The following is a 15,093-nucleotide window of genomic DNA, read 5'->3' as shown; positions in this document are numbered from 1 at the left end:
TTTTCAGTGTATGGCGCTCTCGACCGCTCACCCATCTACTCAGGTCCCAAAGCCGCTTTAGTCCTTGTCTCGCTTGTTTTGCCGCCTACCTAGCCCCCACCGCGTAAAGGAGTATCTGGACGGATAAATAAAGTTTGAGCGATTGGAGCGCAGCGTCCGGCATTGGCCCGTGGTCGAAGGTCCCCTTGACCATCCGGGGGCATCGGCTCGCGGGGGTAGAACGGACATCGGTCAGCTCGGCCGCCATCGGCAGATTCTGACCCGAATGTATGGTCCGGCCGCGCGTTGCAAGAGGTTTCGGCAACCTGTCAGATGCGGTCTTGCATCAATGTATCCGGCCTCTGATTGGAGCGTGCTGTGCTCCGGGCCATCATGGATATCAGCACGCATTCGAGCTGATTAGCGGACAGGCCTCGAACGGGCCATTCGGGTCACCAGTGTTCGCATGCGCCGGGAAGACCGATCTTCCATCGTCGTCGCATCCTCTCGCAGACCTCGGCGGGTAAGGGATGTTGGTTACATCATCTCGATAGCTCCTCACTTCGCGCTGTTCCTTTGTTCGTGCCTGGCGGTCGTTCCTTCGTCCCGGCCTGCGCGCGCAGACGCGCCGCGCGCAAGGGGCCGTCAAGGCCGGCCGTCGTGCTGTCCTGACGTCTTGCTCTACGCTGCCAGGCTGCGCCTTGACGGCCCCGAGCACGGCGCGAGGATCGGCCAGGTCAGGACGCCGTCTCCTCAGCCTTGACGCACTCGAAGGCACGTCCTTTGTTGAGAACCGCCCAGGCGATCCGGGCGAGCTTGTTGGCGAGCGCAATCGCCAGCACGTTGTGATGCAATCGCTTCTTGGCAGCTTCGATCCAAGATTTGAGGCCGTAGCGCTCCCAGCACTTCACCCTGACCAGCACCACCCATGCGGCTTGGACGAACAGCGCGCGTAGGTAGCGATTGCCGCGCCTTGATATCTTGCCGAGGATCGTGCGGTCGCCGGTCGATATCTGCTTCGGCACCAGTCCAAGCCAGGCGCCGAAGTCGCGGCCTTTCGAGAACACGTCTCCACTGCCAATCGCGGCGACCATTGCACTCGAGATAAGCGGTCCAATGCCGGGCACTGTCATCAGTCGCTCGCAAGCCTTATCTTGACGAGCCAGCGTTTCGATCTCGCTAGACAGCCCCTCGATACGCGCATCCAGCCGGCGCCAGTCGCCCGCCAGATCCTCGATGATGCGTAACATGCGAGGCGAGAGCACATCGGTGCGCGTCGCGAGGATACCCGGCAACTCGGATCGCAGGGAATGCAGGCCTTGGCGTACGGCGATGCCCCGCTCCAGCAGAAACGCACGGATCTGATTGATGACGCCGGTACGCTGACTGACCAATCGATCGCGGACGCGGTGCAGCGCCTGAAGGTCGAGCTGATCGGCTGTCTTGGTTGCGACGAATTTCATGGTCGGGCGTTGGACAGCCTCGGCGATGGCTTCCGCATCTCGGAAGTCATTCTTCTGTCCTTTCGAATACGGGCGCACGTCTTTCGCCGGCATCAAGCGAGCGTCGTGGCCGAGCATTTGGAGCTTGCGACTGAGGTGATGCGCGCCGACGCAAGCCTCCATCCCGATCAAGCAGGGCGGGAAGTTGGCGAGCCGTCTTTCCACCTGGCTGCGTGACCACTTCTGCCGCAGCACGATGGCACCGCGGTGATCATGACCTACGAGGTGGAACGAGTTCTTGCCGATATCGATGCCGATCACGGCGACCGCTGTGTTGAGGTTCCGAGACATGGCGTGCTCCTTGACCTGAGCGCCCCTTGCCAGCTTCTCGCACTGGCGGGGCCGGAGCACGGCCGGACCATTCCATTCTGATGTCCCCAGTCAAGCACACAGCGCACGGTTTTCTCATCTCCACGAGGACTCATCGTGAAGTTCTTGCGCCGATGGATCGTGCAGAGGAGAAGGCGGGACCCAAAGACGTCGGTGAACAGGCTCTGATGCGCGGGTTGGATACCGCATTTCCGTTTTTTCGTCTGGGGCTGTCCTGGTCTAGCGTCGGGCGTCGATCGGATGATCGGCCACATAATGGGTTTCAGGATTTCCCCTGCCGTGGTCCCACCTTCACCTCTGCACGATTGATGTCTGCGACTACCCCTGATCCTGATTGCAACAAAAGGGGGCTGTGGGCCGGTCGAGCGCACCTCACGACTCGAGCGGTCCACAGCCCCCAACGACGTTACGCCTGTCGAGGTGGCATGAGCTCGCGATTGATTGCCCAAATGAAGGCGGATAGCTCTCGGGCAATCGCCGTGACGATTACGGTTCGCCGCTTGCCCTTCCGCTCGAGTGAGCGGAAGCGTCCGCACAATCTGGTTTGCGCTTTCCACGCAATCTCTCGCGCGCGTCTCGGTGCGGCCTCCACCTTTGGCTGCTTGTCTCGGCTCACGCGCGGCGGATATCGATAGCTCCAGGCCGCCTCCACAAGAATACGTCGCGCCCGCCCATTACCGGCTTTGGTGATGCCGCCTCGCTTGACCTTGTCACCAGTCGAGTTTTCCGTGGGCACCAGACCCAGATAGCCCATCAGCTCGCGCGGATTTTGAAAGCGGGAGAGATCACCGATCTCGGCCAGCACCCCCACAGCCGCAATGAGATCAATCCCCCGCATCGCCTGCAGGGCCGCGACAACCTCGGCAAGCGACCACTCGGCCACCACCTCGCGGATGGCATCCTCCAAACGCTCCATCCGCTCACTTTCCTGGCGTATCCCCTCAAGTAACTCTTCGAATGCGATGCGCTGCTCGCGATGCTCGAGCTTCTGCGACATCAGCCATCTCATGTGGGCTGGTCCCCACGTTGTCTTGCCCGGATAGATGCGTCCCAGCCGCAGCATCAATGACGAGATCTGTTGACGCTTGCCCTGGAGGTCCTTCTTTACTGCCTGACGGGCGCGCGAGAGATCGCGCATAGCCTCATGGCGCTCGTCCGGCACCCACACCGCGGTGAGCTCGCCCGCGCGCAACAGCTTGGCGAGGCTTACCGCATCGCGCCGGTTCGTCTTCACTCGATCGCCGGCCTTCTTCGGAACGAGCGAGGGAGCCACCACCAGGCAGTCATGGCCGAGGCTCTTGAGCAGTCTGTAGAGGCCATATCCTGTCGGCCCTGCTTCGTAGCAAAATGTCAGATGACAGCATTTCGCTGCAAGCTTTGCCACCAGCTTTCGGATCGTTGCCTCCGTGGCAGAAAACTCCCCGAGATATCGTACCTCGCCGCCACGGCCGCCTTCGGCAATGGCTATTGCATTGCGCGATTTTGACGTATCGATTCCGACAAAGACCTCGGTATGATGACCCACGACTCGCCCTCCTTGTTTGAGGCTCTGCCCGGTCCATCCAGGCAACCCTCGTCGCAACATCGAAGGTGAGTCGCCTCATTTTGTGGAGGGGACATACAGTCTAGCCGACATCAGCGCGCTGAAAACATCCCGCGGTGCGCAAGGCAAGAGGTTGCTCCACTGCCACTCGTGGGTCGGCAACAAAGTGCCAATCTCTCCAGCCCACCCGGCTGGCAGCGACCACAGTCATTTACCGCGAGGTGATCGCCCTCGCGCGTCGGTTCGTAACGAGCATTGCACGACCATTCTAGCGGCCACGAGCACGGGCACGCTATCGATTGAGCCAGCGCCGCGCAAAGCCGAGTAGGCCCTGCGGCAGGAAGATGATCATGACGATGAAGATCACGCCGAGCGGGATGAGATAGGGGAACTGATCGCCGAAAATGCGCGGCAGCAGCTCGCGAATGAGTTGGAAGAAACCGGCGCCGACGATGGGGCCGACCAGCGTGCCGATGCCGCCCATGACGTTGAAGATGACGGTGTCGCCCGAGGTGGTGAAGAACACGAATTCTGCCGCCGCGAATTGGTTCTGCACGGCGTAGAGCACGCCGGCAAGCCCAGCGAACAGGCCGGACAGCATCACCGCCACGATCTTGTAGCGCTCGACCGGATAGCCGATCGCGCGCGTGCGCGCCTCGTTCTCCCGGATCGACTGCAGCACCATGCCGAAGGGCGACTGCATAATGCGGCGCAAAAGCACGTAAGAGCCGCCGACCACCGCCAGCACGAACCAGTACAGCGTCGCGGTCGAGAAACGCGTGTCATAGAGGAACGGGATCGTGAAATGCGGGCGCGAGAAGATCAGCCCGTTCTCGCCGCCGGTCACCTCGGTCCAGGTGAAGATTATCACATAGAAGATCTGCGAGAAGATCAGCGTGGTGATGGCGAAGTAGATGTCGCGCAGGCGCGTGGAGAAATAGGCAACGAACAGCGCAGCGCCAGCCGCCCCTCCGAGCCCGAACAGAATGGCGAGCCACAGATTGGGCGGGCTGATGATCAAGAGAGCCGCCGCCGCGCCATACATGCCGAGTCCGAAGAAGGCCGAATGCCCGAAGGAGACCATGCCGGTATAGCCGATCAGGATATCGGACGACATCGCAAGCAGGCCCCAGATCAGGATTTCGGTGAGGAAGCGCCGCCAATATTCGGGCAGCACCAGCGGCGCGACAATCAGCAGCGCCATGACCACGCAGAAGCCGATCCAGAAACCGGCGCTGTGGCCCAATTTCGTTTTGAGCGGCATCGATTTGCTGGGCGGAGCGGTTGTCATTTGGGCGTCGGAGCGAAGAGGCCGGTTGGCCGGAACAGGAGCGTGAGGATGAGCACCACGAAGGAGACGATCACCGCTTGCGAAGGATCGACCCAGATCGCCGCATAGGCTTCGAGCAGGCTGATGAAGATCGCCGCCGCGATCGAGCCACCGAGATTGCCCATGCCGCCGACCACCACGACGATGAACGCCTTGAGCACCCAGTCGAGGCCCATGGTGTGGCTGACGCCGACCAGCGGAGCAAATAGCACGCCGCTCGCCGCCGCCATTGCCGCGCCGATTGCAAACACCGCGGTGTGCACCATCGGAACCGGGATGCCCATGGCCTGTGCCATCACGCGGTCCTGCGTGGTGGCGCGGATCCAGACGCCGTATTTGCCGTATTTGAGGAACAGCCAGAAGCCGCCGATGATCGCCGCCGACAATACCGCGATCAGAATGCGGTACCAGGGATAGGTGAGATAGAACAGGTTGAAGTGGCTGGTGATCGGCTCGCTGATCTTGCGCGCCACCGGGCCGAACTGCCACAGCGCGTAGTTTTGCAGGATCAGCGATATGCCGAAGGTAGTGAGAATCGTGTTGAGCGGATCGCGCCCGACCAGCGGACGCAAGGTGACGATCTGAATGGCTGCGCCGAGGAGTGCGACGATCAAGGCAGACAGCACGAGCGCCATCCAGAAGCTCCCCGTCGCGGTCAAGACCAGCACGCCGACATAGGCGCCGAGCATGAACAATTCGCCATGCGCGAAGTTGACCACGTCCAGGATGCCGAGGATAAGCGTTAGACCCGAGGCAACCAGCGCCAGGATCATGCCGGTGACCACGCCGTTCACCGTCTGGATGATCAGTAAGTCGACCGGAATGCTCTGGAAGAAATGCGTGACCGCGTCCATCCCTAGACCCCCAAATACTGCTTGACGATCGGATCGTCGACCTTGATCTTGGACGCCGCGCAATGGTGGCACACGAGGCCCTTCTCCATGATGTAGACGCGCTCGCTCGCATCGAGCGTCAGCGGCACGTTATGCTCGACCAGCAGGATGGCGACGCCCTCGCGATGCAGCACCTCGATGATCTGGCGGATTTGCGACACCATCCGCGGCATCAGCCCTTCGGTCGGCTCGTCGAGCAGGATGATCTTGGGCTCCAGCATCATGGCGCGTGCGATCGCCAGCATCTGCTGCTCGCCGCCCGAAAGCGTGCCGCCGGCCTGGTTGCGCCGCTCGGCCAGCACGGGGAAGTAGGTGAACACCTTGTCGAGCAGCGCCGCCTTGCGCTCTTCGGTGACGCCGTTGCGGTCGAGCCCGGTGCGCAGGTTCTCCATCACCGTGAGCAGGCGGAAGATGCGCCGGTCTTCCGGCACATAGCCGATGCCGAGACGGGCAAGCTTGTGCGTGGGCAAGCCGGTAATGGCATTGCCGTCGAGCAACACACTGCCGTGGCTCGGCTGCACCAGGCCCATGATGGTCTTGAGCGTGGTCGACTTGCCGACGCCGTTGCGGCCGAGCAGGCCCACCACTTCGCCCGGCTGCACGTGCAGGGTGACGCCATGCAGGATGTGGCTCTTGCCGTAATAGGTGTGCACGTCCTCGACCAGGACGATCGGTTCGGTGCGGGGCGCGGTCTCGCTCATGTCTTGAGATAGACCTCCTGCACCTTGGGATTGCGCCGGATCTCCTCCGGTGTGCCGTCGGCGAGGATTTCGCCGTAGTGCAGCACGGTGATGCGATGGCACAGTTCCATCACCACCTGCATGTCGTGCTCGACGATCAGGATCGTCAAATTCTGGGCGATGCGGCGCACGAGCTGCATGGTGTCATGCGTCTCCGCTGCGCTCATGCCGGCGGTGGGTTCGTCGAGACACAACAAGATCGGCTCGGTCGCAAGCGCAATGCCGATCTCCAGATTGCGCTGTTCGCCGTGCGAAAGATTGGCGGCAAGCTGATCCGCCTTCTCGAGCAAGCCCACCAATTGAAGCGCAGCCTCCGCTTTCTCGTTGATGTCGGGGAAGGCGGAGTGATGCGAGATCATGTTCCAGGCATGCCGGCGCGACTGCGCGGCGATGCGCACATTTTCCAGCGTCGAGGCGTTGGGCATGATGTTGGTGATCTGATAGGAGCGCGCGATGCCCTTCTGCGAGATGGCGTTGGAGGGCAGCCCGGTGATGTCCTCGCCGTTGAACAGGATGCGGCCGGAGGTGGGCTTGAGCACGCCGGTCAAGCAATTGAAGAAGGTGCTCTTGCCGGCCCCGTTCGGACCGATGATGGCGCACACCTCGTCGCGCTTGACCTCGAAATTGACCTTGGAAAGCGCGGCCAGGCCGTCGAATCGGACGGTCAACATTTCGGTCTTGAGTACAGGAGCCCACGCCGCTCCCCGGCCATTCGCCGGGGAGCGCCCGTCGTTGGTCGGTTTCAGGCTCACTTACGCAGCGGAGAACTTGCAGGCCGGAGGAACGATGGTCTTGTCCTTCGGAACCATTTCGAGCAGGTGGAACTCACCGCCTTTGACAGTGTAGAGGAACTCGTTGAGGAAGGCCTGGTGATCGGCCTTGCGCAGCGTCTTGTCCCCCTGCGGGAAGTCGTCGCTGAGTTTCATCTCGAGCCCTTCCAACGCCTCGATCAGCTTCATCGTGTCCGTGCGCGTCTCAAACTTCGACATCTCCATGCCGTGCATGAGCGCGTTCATGGCCTCGTAGTTCGATTGCACGTAGCGGTCGGGCAGTGGGCCGGACGGATCGATCTTGGCCAGCCGCTTCGTGGCCTCGTCGAAGAAGCGGTGGTGATAGGGCGTATCGAGCGCGCCCTGGAAGATGGGGATGTAGCGGTTGATGGCGACGAAGCCGTCGATCTTGTTACCGAGCGCCGGCAGATTGACGGATTCGCAGATAGCGCCGTCACCGGCCCATTTGTACTTCTTGGTGAGGCCGAGATCATAGGCCTGGTTGCCGACGGTCACGCCGTCCTTGCCGAAGAAGATGCCGAACAATCCGTCAAAGCTGCCGGAAATCTTCGACAGAAACGGCGTCATGTCGGCAGTACCGAGCGGGATGCCGGTCGTGCCGACGACCTCGCCGCCGTTCTTCTTGATCTCGGCCGCGTAAGCGTCGCGCGTCGACTGGCCCCACGAATAATCGGCATAAGCGATGTGCCATTTCTTGCCCATCTTGGCGAGCATCGGGCCGAAGGCTACCGCCTGCGCCGGCGCGTAGTCGTGGACGCGGAAGCTGTAACGGTTACACTTGGAGGTGGTGAGCGTGGTGTCGAGGCACACGCTGATCATGTTGACGACCTGGGCTTCTTCCCAGACCGGCATGCAGGCAAGACAGATATTGGAAAGGAAGCCGCCGACATGGACGTCGATATCGTCCTCTTCCACCATCTTCTGCGTCTTGCGGCGGGCAACGTCGGGCTTGGACTCGTCGTCCGCAATCACCAGCTCGATCGGCCGGCCCATGACGCCGCCCATGTGGTTGATGCGGTCGACCGCCATCTGCAGGCCGACCAGCGCGGTTTTGCCGCCGGCGGCGCCGGCGCCGGACAATGGCTGCTCGGAGCCGATCTTATACGGCTTGGCGGCTCCGAAGGCGGCGCGCCAGGGCGCCGGCACCAGCATCATCGCGCCGATCGCCCCGCCGCCCCAACCGACGACGCGACGACGCGTGACCTTGCCGCGATACCAGATGTCCTGCGCCCACTCTTCGTCCTTCCACTGCTCAGTCATAGTCGTTCCTCCCCTGCGTTCCATCAGGTCGGTACAGCCGCGCTGTTGCGCGGACGGCAATGCGGAAGAGCCAAGTGTGCAGTCGGTCGGTCGATTCGGTCATCCGGACGGGCAGTGCAATGCAAAGCTCCGCACCTTGGAACTCCACGCGCGCATAAAGCGGCATGAGCCAACATCGACCATCCTCCTTCAGCGGCCCTTGGCGGGCTCTTGCTGAGCAATTTGCTCTCTTTGGCAAACGTTAGCAAACGCGTTCCAGGGGCGAGTTTCAACCCACATACATTGATGCAGACGTACTCACATGGTCGAATATGTTGCTCGCGAAATGAGTGGACACCGCTCGCACAACCGGCGACGGATGTTGCACTGCCACGCGCGATTTGCTCGGATCGGGCCCGCTTCGCCGCGACGCCGCCCCAGCAACGGGCACGCAGCGCGGCCCTCGAAGGACGACGACCCAGGCCGTTCATCCTTCGAGGCTCGCTTCGCTCGCAGCTCAGATCCTATGGGTGGCGGGTGGTCAAGAGAGGTTAGGCCGCATCACTCGCGTTCTTGTCGAGCAAACCGGCCTCGATCAGCCCCTGACGAATGCGCATGATCTCCGAACGCTCGATCTTCATCAATGGCGGGCGCACCACTGCGCGTGGCAATTTGCCGAGCAGTACCAACGCTTCTTTCATGCGGTTGTGCATGTCGACGACAGGATCGGCATAGAACACCCGCATCAGCGGCTCGATGCGGTCGTTGAGCCGCTTGGCCTCGGCGAGGTCGCCGCCCTGCACCGCGTGGAACAGACGCGCCTGCAAATCGGCGATCACGCTGCCGGAACCTGACAGCAATCCATTGCAGCCGAGCACCAGCGAGGAGAATAGCCAGGCGCTGTGCGTGGTGAGCACATTCACCCGCCGAGGTAGATTCTGCAGCGTACGCACGTGCCATTCGTGATGCGGCACGTTGCCGATCCAGTCCTTGATGGCGCGGACGGTCGGCACCTCCTCGCATAGCTTCAGCAGTGTGTCCTTCGGATAGCCTTGGCCGGTCGCGAGCGGATACTGGAACACAATCAGCGGCAGGTCGGCCGCCGCGTCGGCGATGCGCTTGAAATGCGCGAGCGCCATTTGCGGCGACTGGCCGAGGGTGAACGGCGCCGGCGGGAACACCAAGAGCGCGGAGGCGCCGCCTTGCGTCGCCATACGCGCAAGGCGCGCCGCCTCGAGGCTGCCGTCGGCCCAGATGCCGTTGATCAGCGGCAGCTTGGCCCCGATCTCGTCCTGTGCGATGTCGAGCACGCGGCGCTGGTCGTCGAAACTGCACGAGCCGACCTCAGTCGAGTGCGCGTTGACGGTGATGGCCGAGAGGCCTTCGACGGAGGCTACGTCTCGAACGTGCTTGCGGAAGCTCGCCTCGTCGATGGCGAGATCGTTATCAAATGGCAGCAGCACCGCCGGGATTACGCCGTGCGGGACATAATTCACGTGCCGGGGCATGGCTCGCCTCCTATCCCTTGTCATTCCGGGGCGCGAGCAAAGCGAGCGAACCCGGTATTCCGGATCAGGCACCGAATTTGTAGGCGCTACGTGCCGTCCCGGAATGACGAGGCAAAATTACACCGCCACCTCACTTCATGGCTCTGCCTGCACGGTCTGGAGAAAGGTGAAGATGGTCCATATCGTGTCATCATCCAGCCGCCCCGTCCAGTTGGGCATGCCTTTGTCAGGTCGGCCATGCGTGACCGTGGCGTGGAACAGATTGGCCATGTTCTCGCCGTAGCGACGCTTGAGCCGGCGGAGATCTCGGGGCGGATCAGGGCTGACCGCATTCGGCCCGTGGCAATGCGCGCAATATTGGTTGAATAGACCGCGCCCCGCGGCGGCCCGGCTGGCATCGCCCTCGTAAGGGTTTTTGGCCGCGACCGCAGGATCGTCCACGCGCGCATATCGCGTCGCGCCGGGCAGACCAAAGAAGACGGCGAGCATGGTCGCTCCCGCGAAGATCGCGGCGGCGATCCTCGCAGGGAGTCCTTGCACGCCGCTAGGTTTCCCCATGCTCACGACGGCACAGTCGACCGGTTCAGTCTGGCAACGCGAAGACGAACAGCGCGCCGCCCTCGGGGCTCGAGGCGAATATCCGTTCGCCGGTATGCCCGAGGAAGCTTGGTGGGGTCTTGAGCCGGCCCGAGACAACGGCGACATACTGCTTGCCGTCAAGCTCGTACGTGATCGCACCCTGGCTGATCCCGGACCCGGCGTTGAACTTCCACAATTCCTCGCCGGTCTTGGCATCGAGCGCCTTGAACCAGCCCTGGATGTTGCCGTGGAAGACGAGCCCGCCGGCTGTCGTCAGGGCGCCGCCCATGAAAGGTAGCTCCTCTTTGCTGCCCCAGACCCGCTTCTGACTGATCGGATCCCATGCCACCATTTCGCTCATGAAGCCGCCTGGACCGGGCTTGTCGAGATCGAACTCCTCGGCGAGATAGAACGCGCCCTTCTTCCTTTCCTCCTTCTTGCCGACGAGATCCATGCAGAGGTTGAAGGTCGGGATGTAGACCAGACCGGTCTGCGGGTTATAGGCCATCGGCTCCCAGTTTTTGCCCCCGAACAGGTTCGGGCAGATGTCCTTTGCCCAAACGTCGAGCCGAGGGCGCTTTTCCGGGACTTCGACCGGCCGCCCGGTCTTGAGGTCGATCTCTTTTGCCCAGTTGACCAGGACGAAGGGCTGGGCCGATATCAGCGCCCCGGTCTTGCGATTGAGCACGTAGAAGAAGCCGTTGCGATCGGCCTTGAGCCCGACAGGCGTCTTCTGCCCGTTGATGTCGAGGTCGGCGAGCACGAATTCGTTCACGCCGTCATAGTCCCAGGTGTCGTACGGCGTCGTCTGATAGTGCCAGACGATCTTGCCGGTGTCCGCGTCGAGCGCCAGCGTGCTGGCGGTGTAGAGGTTGGTGAACTTGCCGTAGTCGCTCGTATCGGGGCCGCGCGCTGAGGCTCCCCACGGCGAAGGGTTGCTGGCCCCATAATAGACGAGGTTGAGCTCCGGGTCGTAGGAGCCGACGAGCCATGCGGCACCGCCGCCGAACTTCCACGAGTCGTTCTTCCAGGTTTCCGCGGCAGGCTCGCCGGCGACAGGGACCGTATAAGTACGCCACACCTGCCTGCCGGTATCCTGATCGTAGGCCGTGATGGCGCCGCGAACGCCGTATTCGCCGCCGGCATAACCGGTGATCACGAGGTTCTTGACAAGGATCGGCGGCGAGGTGATCGCGGCGCCCTCGTGGTAGTCGACGACCTGGGTCTTCCAAAGCTCCTTGCCCGTGTTCGCATCGAGCGCGACGAGGTAGGCGTCGAGCCGCCCAAGAAACAGCTTGCCGCGCGCATAGGCGACGCCCCGGTTGTCGAGCCCGCAGCAAGTCGTCGGCTGCACGTCTGCGGGGATCTCGGGCGCATACTTCCATTTCGGCGTACCATCCTTCGGATTGAGCGCGTAGACGTAGCGGGGCCCTGCGGAAGTCGTGACGAATAGAGTATCGCCCACGAGCAGAGGCGTCGATTCCTGGGCCTCCAACGAACCAAGCTGAGCCACCCATGCCACCCTCAGCTTGGCGACATTGTCCCTGTCGATTTGCGTGAGCGCGCTAAAGCGCGTATTCGCAGTGTCGCCGCCATAGATCGTCCACGATTTTCCGCTTTCGGCGGCAGCCCCTACGGGAAGCGCCAGCAGCGCCAGCAGCGAACCTGCAAGCATTCCGCTCAGTTGCGACATTGCGATATCCTCCCTGTTTGCTTCTTTTTCCACGGCACGACGCTTCGGCGTTTTTTGCACATGCCCGGTGAGCGGACGGATCATAGTCCTTTGAGAGGCCGCTGGGCAAAGGTCACCCCCCGGTTCCACGATGCTCACAGGGCTAAATTGCCGCGATTGGCGCGGTGTGCTGCATCGCGGCGTTGACGATGTGGCCGCCTTCGCGGTGGGCACGGATGTGCGGCAGCAAGGTACGAATGCCGTAACGGACTCCCATAAGGTTGACGAGCACCCACTCACCAATTGTCGAGTGAAGTGTTGTCGATGCCACTGCCGCCGGCGGCACCGGTATTGCTGCAAACCACATTTCCGAATGCCTCGTAGCCTGGCGGTACGCTCGAAATGTCTGGAGTTGCCCCCTTTGAGACATGTCGACGAACGCAGAAATTGTCCGCTTATCGGGGTAGACCGGAAGTGATTGCCAGACGGTCTGAACGACGCCTTTTGAACCCAGAGCGCATATTGCGGCGGCTGATAGCGATTTTTCGACAGGGGGCGTTATTTTCGACGGCGGCAATGCCGTGAAACGCCTGTCGACCTTGCGAGGCGCTCGTTGCAAACGAAGCATCGTCCTTCGCGGACAGATGCCGGGACGCATCAATTGCCTGGACTAGATTCGATCACGTAGCCCTTTAACGCCTTCGCCTTGGGCGCAATGCTCGCAACAAAAAAAGGTACCCGTCTTCTCCAAGCCGTGCCCGACGATTCGGATGCCGCAATGACCGCAGGTCGGCGCGAGTGCATGAATGGCGCACTCAAAACTATCGAAGGTGTGCGCCTTGCCGTTCATTGTGACCTGAAAGGTCTTGTCATAGTCATTGCCGCAGGTTTCACATGTAGCCATGATGTCCGCCTTCTTCATGTCCGCCTTCGCTTATGTACGTTGAAGTCTGCGAATGGCATTCGGTTCCGACAGCGATGCTAAACATCGGGCCATCCGCTGCGACACGGCAGCGAGACCGTAGCCCTAGATGGCGCCGACTGGAACTCAAGAGCGGGCGCAGCGGGAAATCTCGTCCTAGCGAGAAATGACGGCAGGCCCGCCGCATTAGGAATGGACGAGATTGGTCATCCTGGACGCAAGGACGATGGGAGCGCTTGAAGAGACTGACTCACGAGCAACGTGGACTTCAGCGTTGACCCCTTTGAGACATGTCGACGAACGCAGAAATTGTCCGCTGATCGGGGTAGACCGGAAGTGATCGCCAGGACGGTCTGAACGACTTGTTTACCGAAGCGTCCGTCCGCCTTGGCATTCGACGTCTGCGGCTTGGGCAGCGTCACTGTGTTGCGTTTGCGCTTGACGCTTGCGGCAGGATACGAGGAAAAGTTTCCCATCAGCGCAGACCGGTCCATGGAGGAAAACCATGCCAAGGACTTTAGCTGCGGCCACGCTTGTCGCCGCGATGGGCTTCGTCGCTGCGGCGTAGGCCCAATATCTTATTGTATCTTATTGTCGGCAACGGTGAGAAGGTCGCTTTCACCGACGGCAAGCCGGTGTTGAGCCCGCCGGGCAAGGACACCGTGTCGGCCATCGATATCCGCGATCGCGCCAAGCCACGCATCGTCGTCAATCTGTCGCTCGAGAACTCGGTCTTCGGGCCGCCGATCAACCTTGCGATCACGCCGGACGGCAAACTGGCGCTGGTGGCGAATTCGATCGACGTGGTCAAGGATGGCGACACTTTGAAAAGTGTGCCGGACAACAAACTCTTCGTCATCGATCTGACGACCTCGCCGCCAGCGGTCATCGCCACGATCCAAACCGGCAAGCAATCTTCACGCATGGCGATCAGTCGTGCGGAAATTTGGCCCTGGTTGCCAATCGTGCGGACAACAGCGTGAGCGTCTTGTCGATTTCCGGAAAGACCGTCGCCGTCGTCGGCACGGTGGCGCACGCGCCTGCCGACGCGCCGAGCCAGCAACCATCTGCCGTGGCCATCACGCCCGACGGCAAGCGCGCGCTGGTGGCCAAGGCGATGGCGAACAAGGTCGCCCTTCTCGATATCGATGGTACTACGGTGACCTACAAAGGTTATGACATGCTAACTGGCGTGTTTCCGTACAACGTCCAGATTACCGCAGACGGCAGGCGCGGCCTGGTTAATCACGACGGCAATGCCGGGGTCGCCGACGGTCAGGTGGGCACGGTGGCGGTCATCGACATGACGCTCGATCCGCCGCGTGAAGTCGACCAAGTGGTGGGGGACGGGCCGGAAGGTTTGGCAGTAAGCCCGACCGACGCCTATGCCGTGACGCTCCTGACCAATGGCTCGGGCGGCTCCGTGCCAAACAACGCCTTTTTCCGTCACGACCATGCGGTTGCGGTGATTCTCCAGACCGACGGCAAGAAGGTGCGCAAGCTGGGCGAGACCGAGGTCGGCACCCTGGCCGAAGGAATCGCCTTCAGTCCCGACGAACGGTTCCTGTATATATTGCCAATTTGGGCGAACAGGAGCTGGCCACTTACCGGCTCGCCGGTAACAAGCTGGTGCCAGTGGGCTTGCCACTCAAGCTTCCCGGCCGTCCCGTCTCGATGCGCGGCAGCACGCCCTGATCAGGTGCGCGGAGAGCCGGGGCGCAAAGGCTTTCATGATCGCTTCGCTCGCTGCGGCAGGAGCGCGTGCGCAAAGCCCGGACGGCCCACCAGCATGGGCCTATCCAGTAAACCCGCCAAATTTTCAACGCGCGCTCGACGATGGCACGATCAGGCGCGTTCCTGACAGCGCCGCCGGTTTTATATCTGTCCCTCGTTTGCTCCGATCTCCTGCCGATGTCGCCCGGCCGGAGGCGCTGAGCATTCGTCGCCGCGGACGCGCTATCGAGCTGCCGGACGGAGCGTCATGTGCGAGATGCCGAGGGCAAGATTGACACCGGACTGCCCCTGGATGGCCAGCGGTTGCAAGACAACTGCCCGATCCGGTCCG

The 15,093-nt window shown here is 61.9% G+C and carries 14 protein-coding genes; 2 read left to right on the top strand and 12 right to left on the bottom strand.

Annotated elements, in window-relative coordinates; all coding sequences use genetic code 11:
• Positions 1–716 precede the first annotated feature (716 nt).
• From MTX19_RS26615 to MTX19_RS26560, 12 genes are all read right to left on the bottom strand, one after another.
• Positions 717–1,772 carry an IS110 family transposase gene (locus tag MTX19_RS26615; RefSeq protein ID WP_280979078.1) on the bottom strand — a complete coding sequence of 352 codons (1,056 nt, stop codon included), beginning with the start codon at positions 1,770–1,772 and terminating at the stop codon, positions 717–719.
• A 445-nt stretch (positions 1,773–2,217) separates the two neighbouring features.
• Entirely contained in the window at positions 2,218–3,336 is a 1,119-nt protein-coding gene (locus MTX19_RS26610; RefSeq protein ID WP_280979077.1) for an IS110 family transposase, read from the bottom strand.
• Between the two features lie 310 nt (positions 3,337–3,646).
• Positions 3,647–4,618, bottom strand: a complete 972-nt coding sequence (locus MTX19_RS26605) for a branched-chain amino acid ABC transporter permease (RefSeq protein WP_280980039.1) — start codon at positions 4,616–4,618, stop codon at positions 3,647–3,649.
• A 23-nt stretch (positions 4,619–4,641) separates the two neighbouring features.
• The gene (locus MTX19_RS26600; RefSeq protein WP_280980038.1) at positions 4,642–5,538 is read right to left on the bottom strand and encodes a branched-chain amino acid ABC transporter permease; all 897 of its coding nucleotides are present in this window, start codon (positions 5,536–5,538) and stop codon (positions 4,642–4,644) included.
• A 2-nt stretch (positions 5,539–5,540) separates the two neighbouring features.
• On the bottom strand, positions 5,541–6,278 hold the full coding sequence (locus MTX19_RS26595; RefSeq protein ID WP_280980037.1) for an ABC transporter ATP-binding protein: 738 nt from the start codon (positions 6,276–6,278) through the stop codon (positions 5,541–5,543).
• On the bottom strand, positions 6,275–6,988 hold the full coding sequence (locus tag MTX19_RS26590; RefSeq protein ID WP_280980036.1) for an ABC transporter ATP-binding protein: 714 nt from the start codon (positions 6,986–6,988) through the stop codon (positions 6,275–6,277). The genes MTX19_RS26595 and MTX19_RS26590 overlap by 4 nt, the downstream gene beginning before the upstream one ends.
• Positions 6,989–7,069: 81 nt before the next feature.
• A complete protein-coding gene (locus MTX19_RS26585) occupies positions 7,070–8,368 on the bottom strand; it encodes an ABC transporter substrate-binding protein (protein ID WP_280980035.1) in 1,299 nt (432 codons plus the stop codon).
• A gap of 530 nt (positions 8,369–8,898) precedes the next feature.
• Positions 8,899–9,855, bottom strand: coding sequence for a dihydrodipicolinate synthase family protein (locus tag MTX19_RS26580; protein WP_280980034.1), 957 nt, complete (start codon positions 9,853–9,855; stop codon positions 8,899–8,901).
• A gap of 135 nt (positions 9,856–9,990) precedes the next feature.
• The gene (locus MTX19_RS26575; RefSeq protein ID WP_280980033.1) at positions 9,991–10,344 is read right to left on the bottom strand and encodes a c-type cytochrome; all 354 of its coding nucleotides are present in this window, start codon (positions 10,342–10,344) and stop codon (positions 9,991–9,993) included.
• Between the two features lie 94 nt (positions 10,345–10,438).
• A complete protein-coding gene (locus MTX19_RS26570) occupies positions 10,439–12,127 on the bottom strand; it encodes a PQQ-dependent dehydrogenase, methanol/ethanol family (RefSeq protein WP_280980032.1) in 1,689 nt (562 codons plus the stop codon).
• 142 nt (positions 12,128–12,269) lie between these two features.
• Positions 12,270–12,473: a hypothetical protein gene (locus MTX19_RS26565; protein ID WP_280980031.1), complete on the bottom strand. Its 204-nt coding sequence runs from the start codon at positions 12,471–12,473 to the stop codon at positions 12,270–12,272.
• 303 nt (positions 12,474–12,776) lie between these two features.
• Entirely contained in the window at positions 12,777–13,028 is a 252-nt protein-coding gene (locus MTX19_RS26560; RefSeq protein WP_280985546.1) for a hypothetical protein, read from the bottom strand.
• Positions 13,029–13,561: 533 nt separating this feature from the next.
• Between MTX19_RS26560 and MTX19_RS26555 the strand changes: the two genes are divergently transcribed.
• Positions 13,562–14,011, top strand: coding sequence for a hypothetical protein (locus MTX19_RS26555; protein WP_280980029.1), 450 nt, complete (start codon positions 13,562–13,564; stop codon positions 14,009–14,011).
• Positions 14,008–14,889: a hypothetical protein gene (locus MTX19_RS26550; RefSeq protein ID WP_280980028.1), complete on the top strand. Its 882-nt coding sequence runs from the start codon at positions 14,008–14,010 to the stop codon at positions 14,887–14,889. Before MTX19_RS26555 ends, MTX19_RS26550 begins: the two co-directional genes overlap by 4 nt.
• Positions 14,890–15,093: the final 204 nt, after the last annotated feature.

Source organism: Bradyrhizobium sp. ISRA464 (assembly GCF_029910095.1).
Classification (GTDB): Bacteria; Pseudomonadota; Alphaproteobacteria; order Rhizobiales; family Xanthobacteraceae; genus Bradyrhizobium.
The sequence above is the reverse complement of the archived record's forward strand: the minus strand, read 5'-3'. Positions and strand labels throughout refer to the sequence as shown.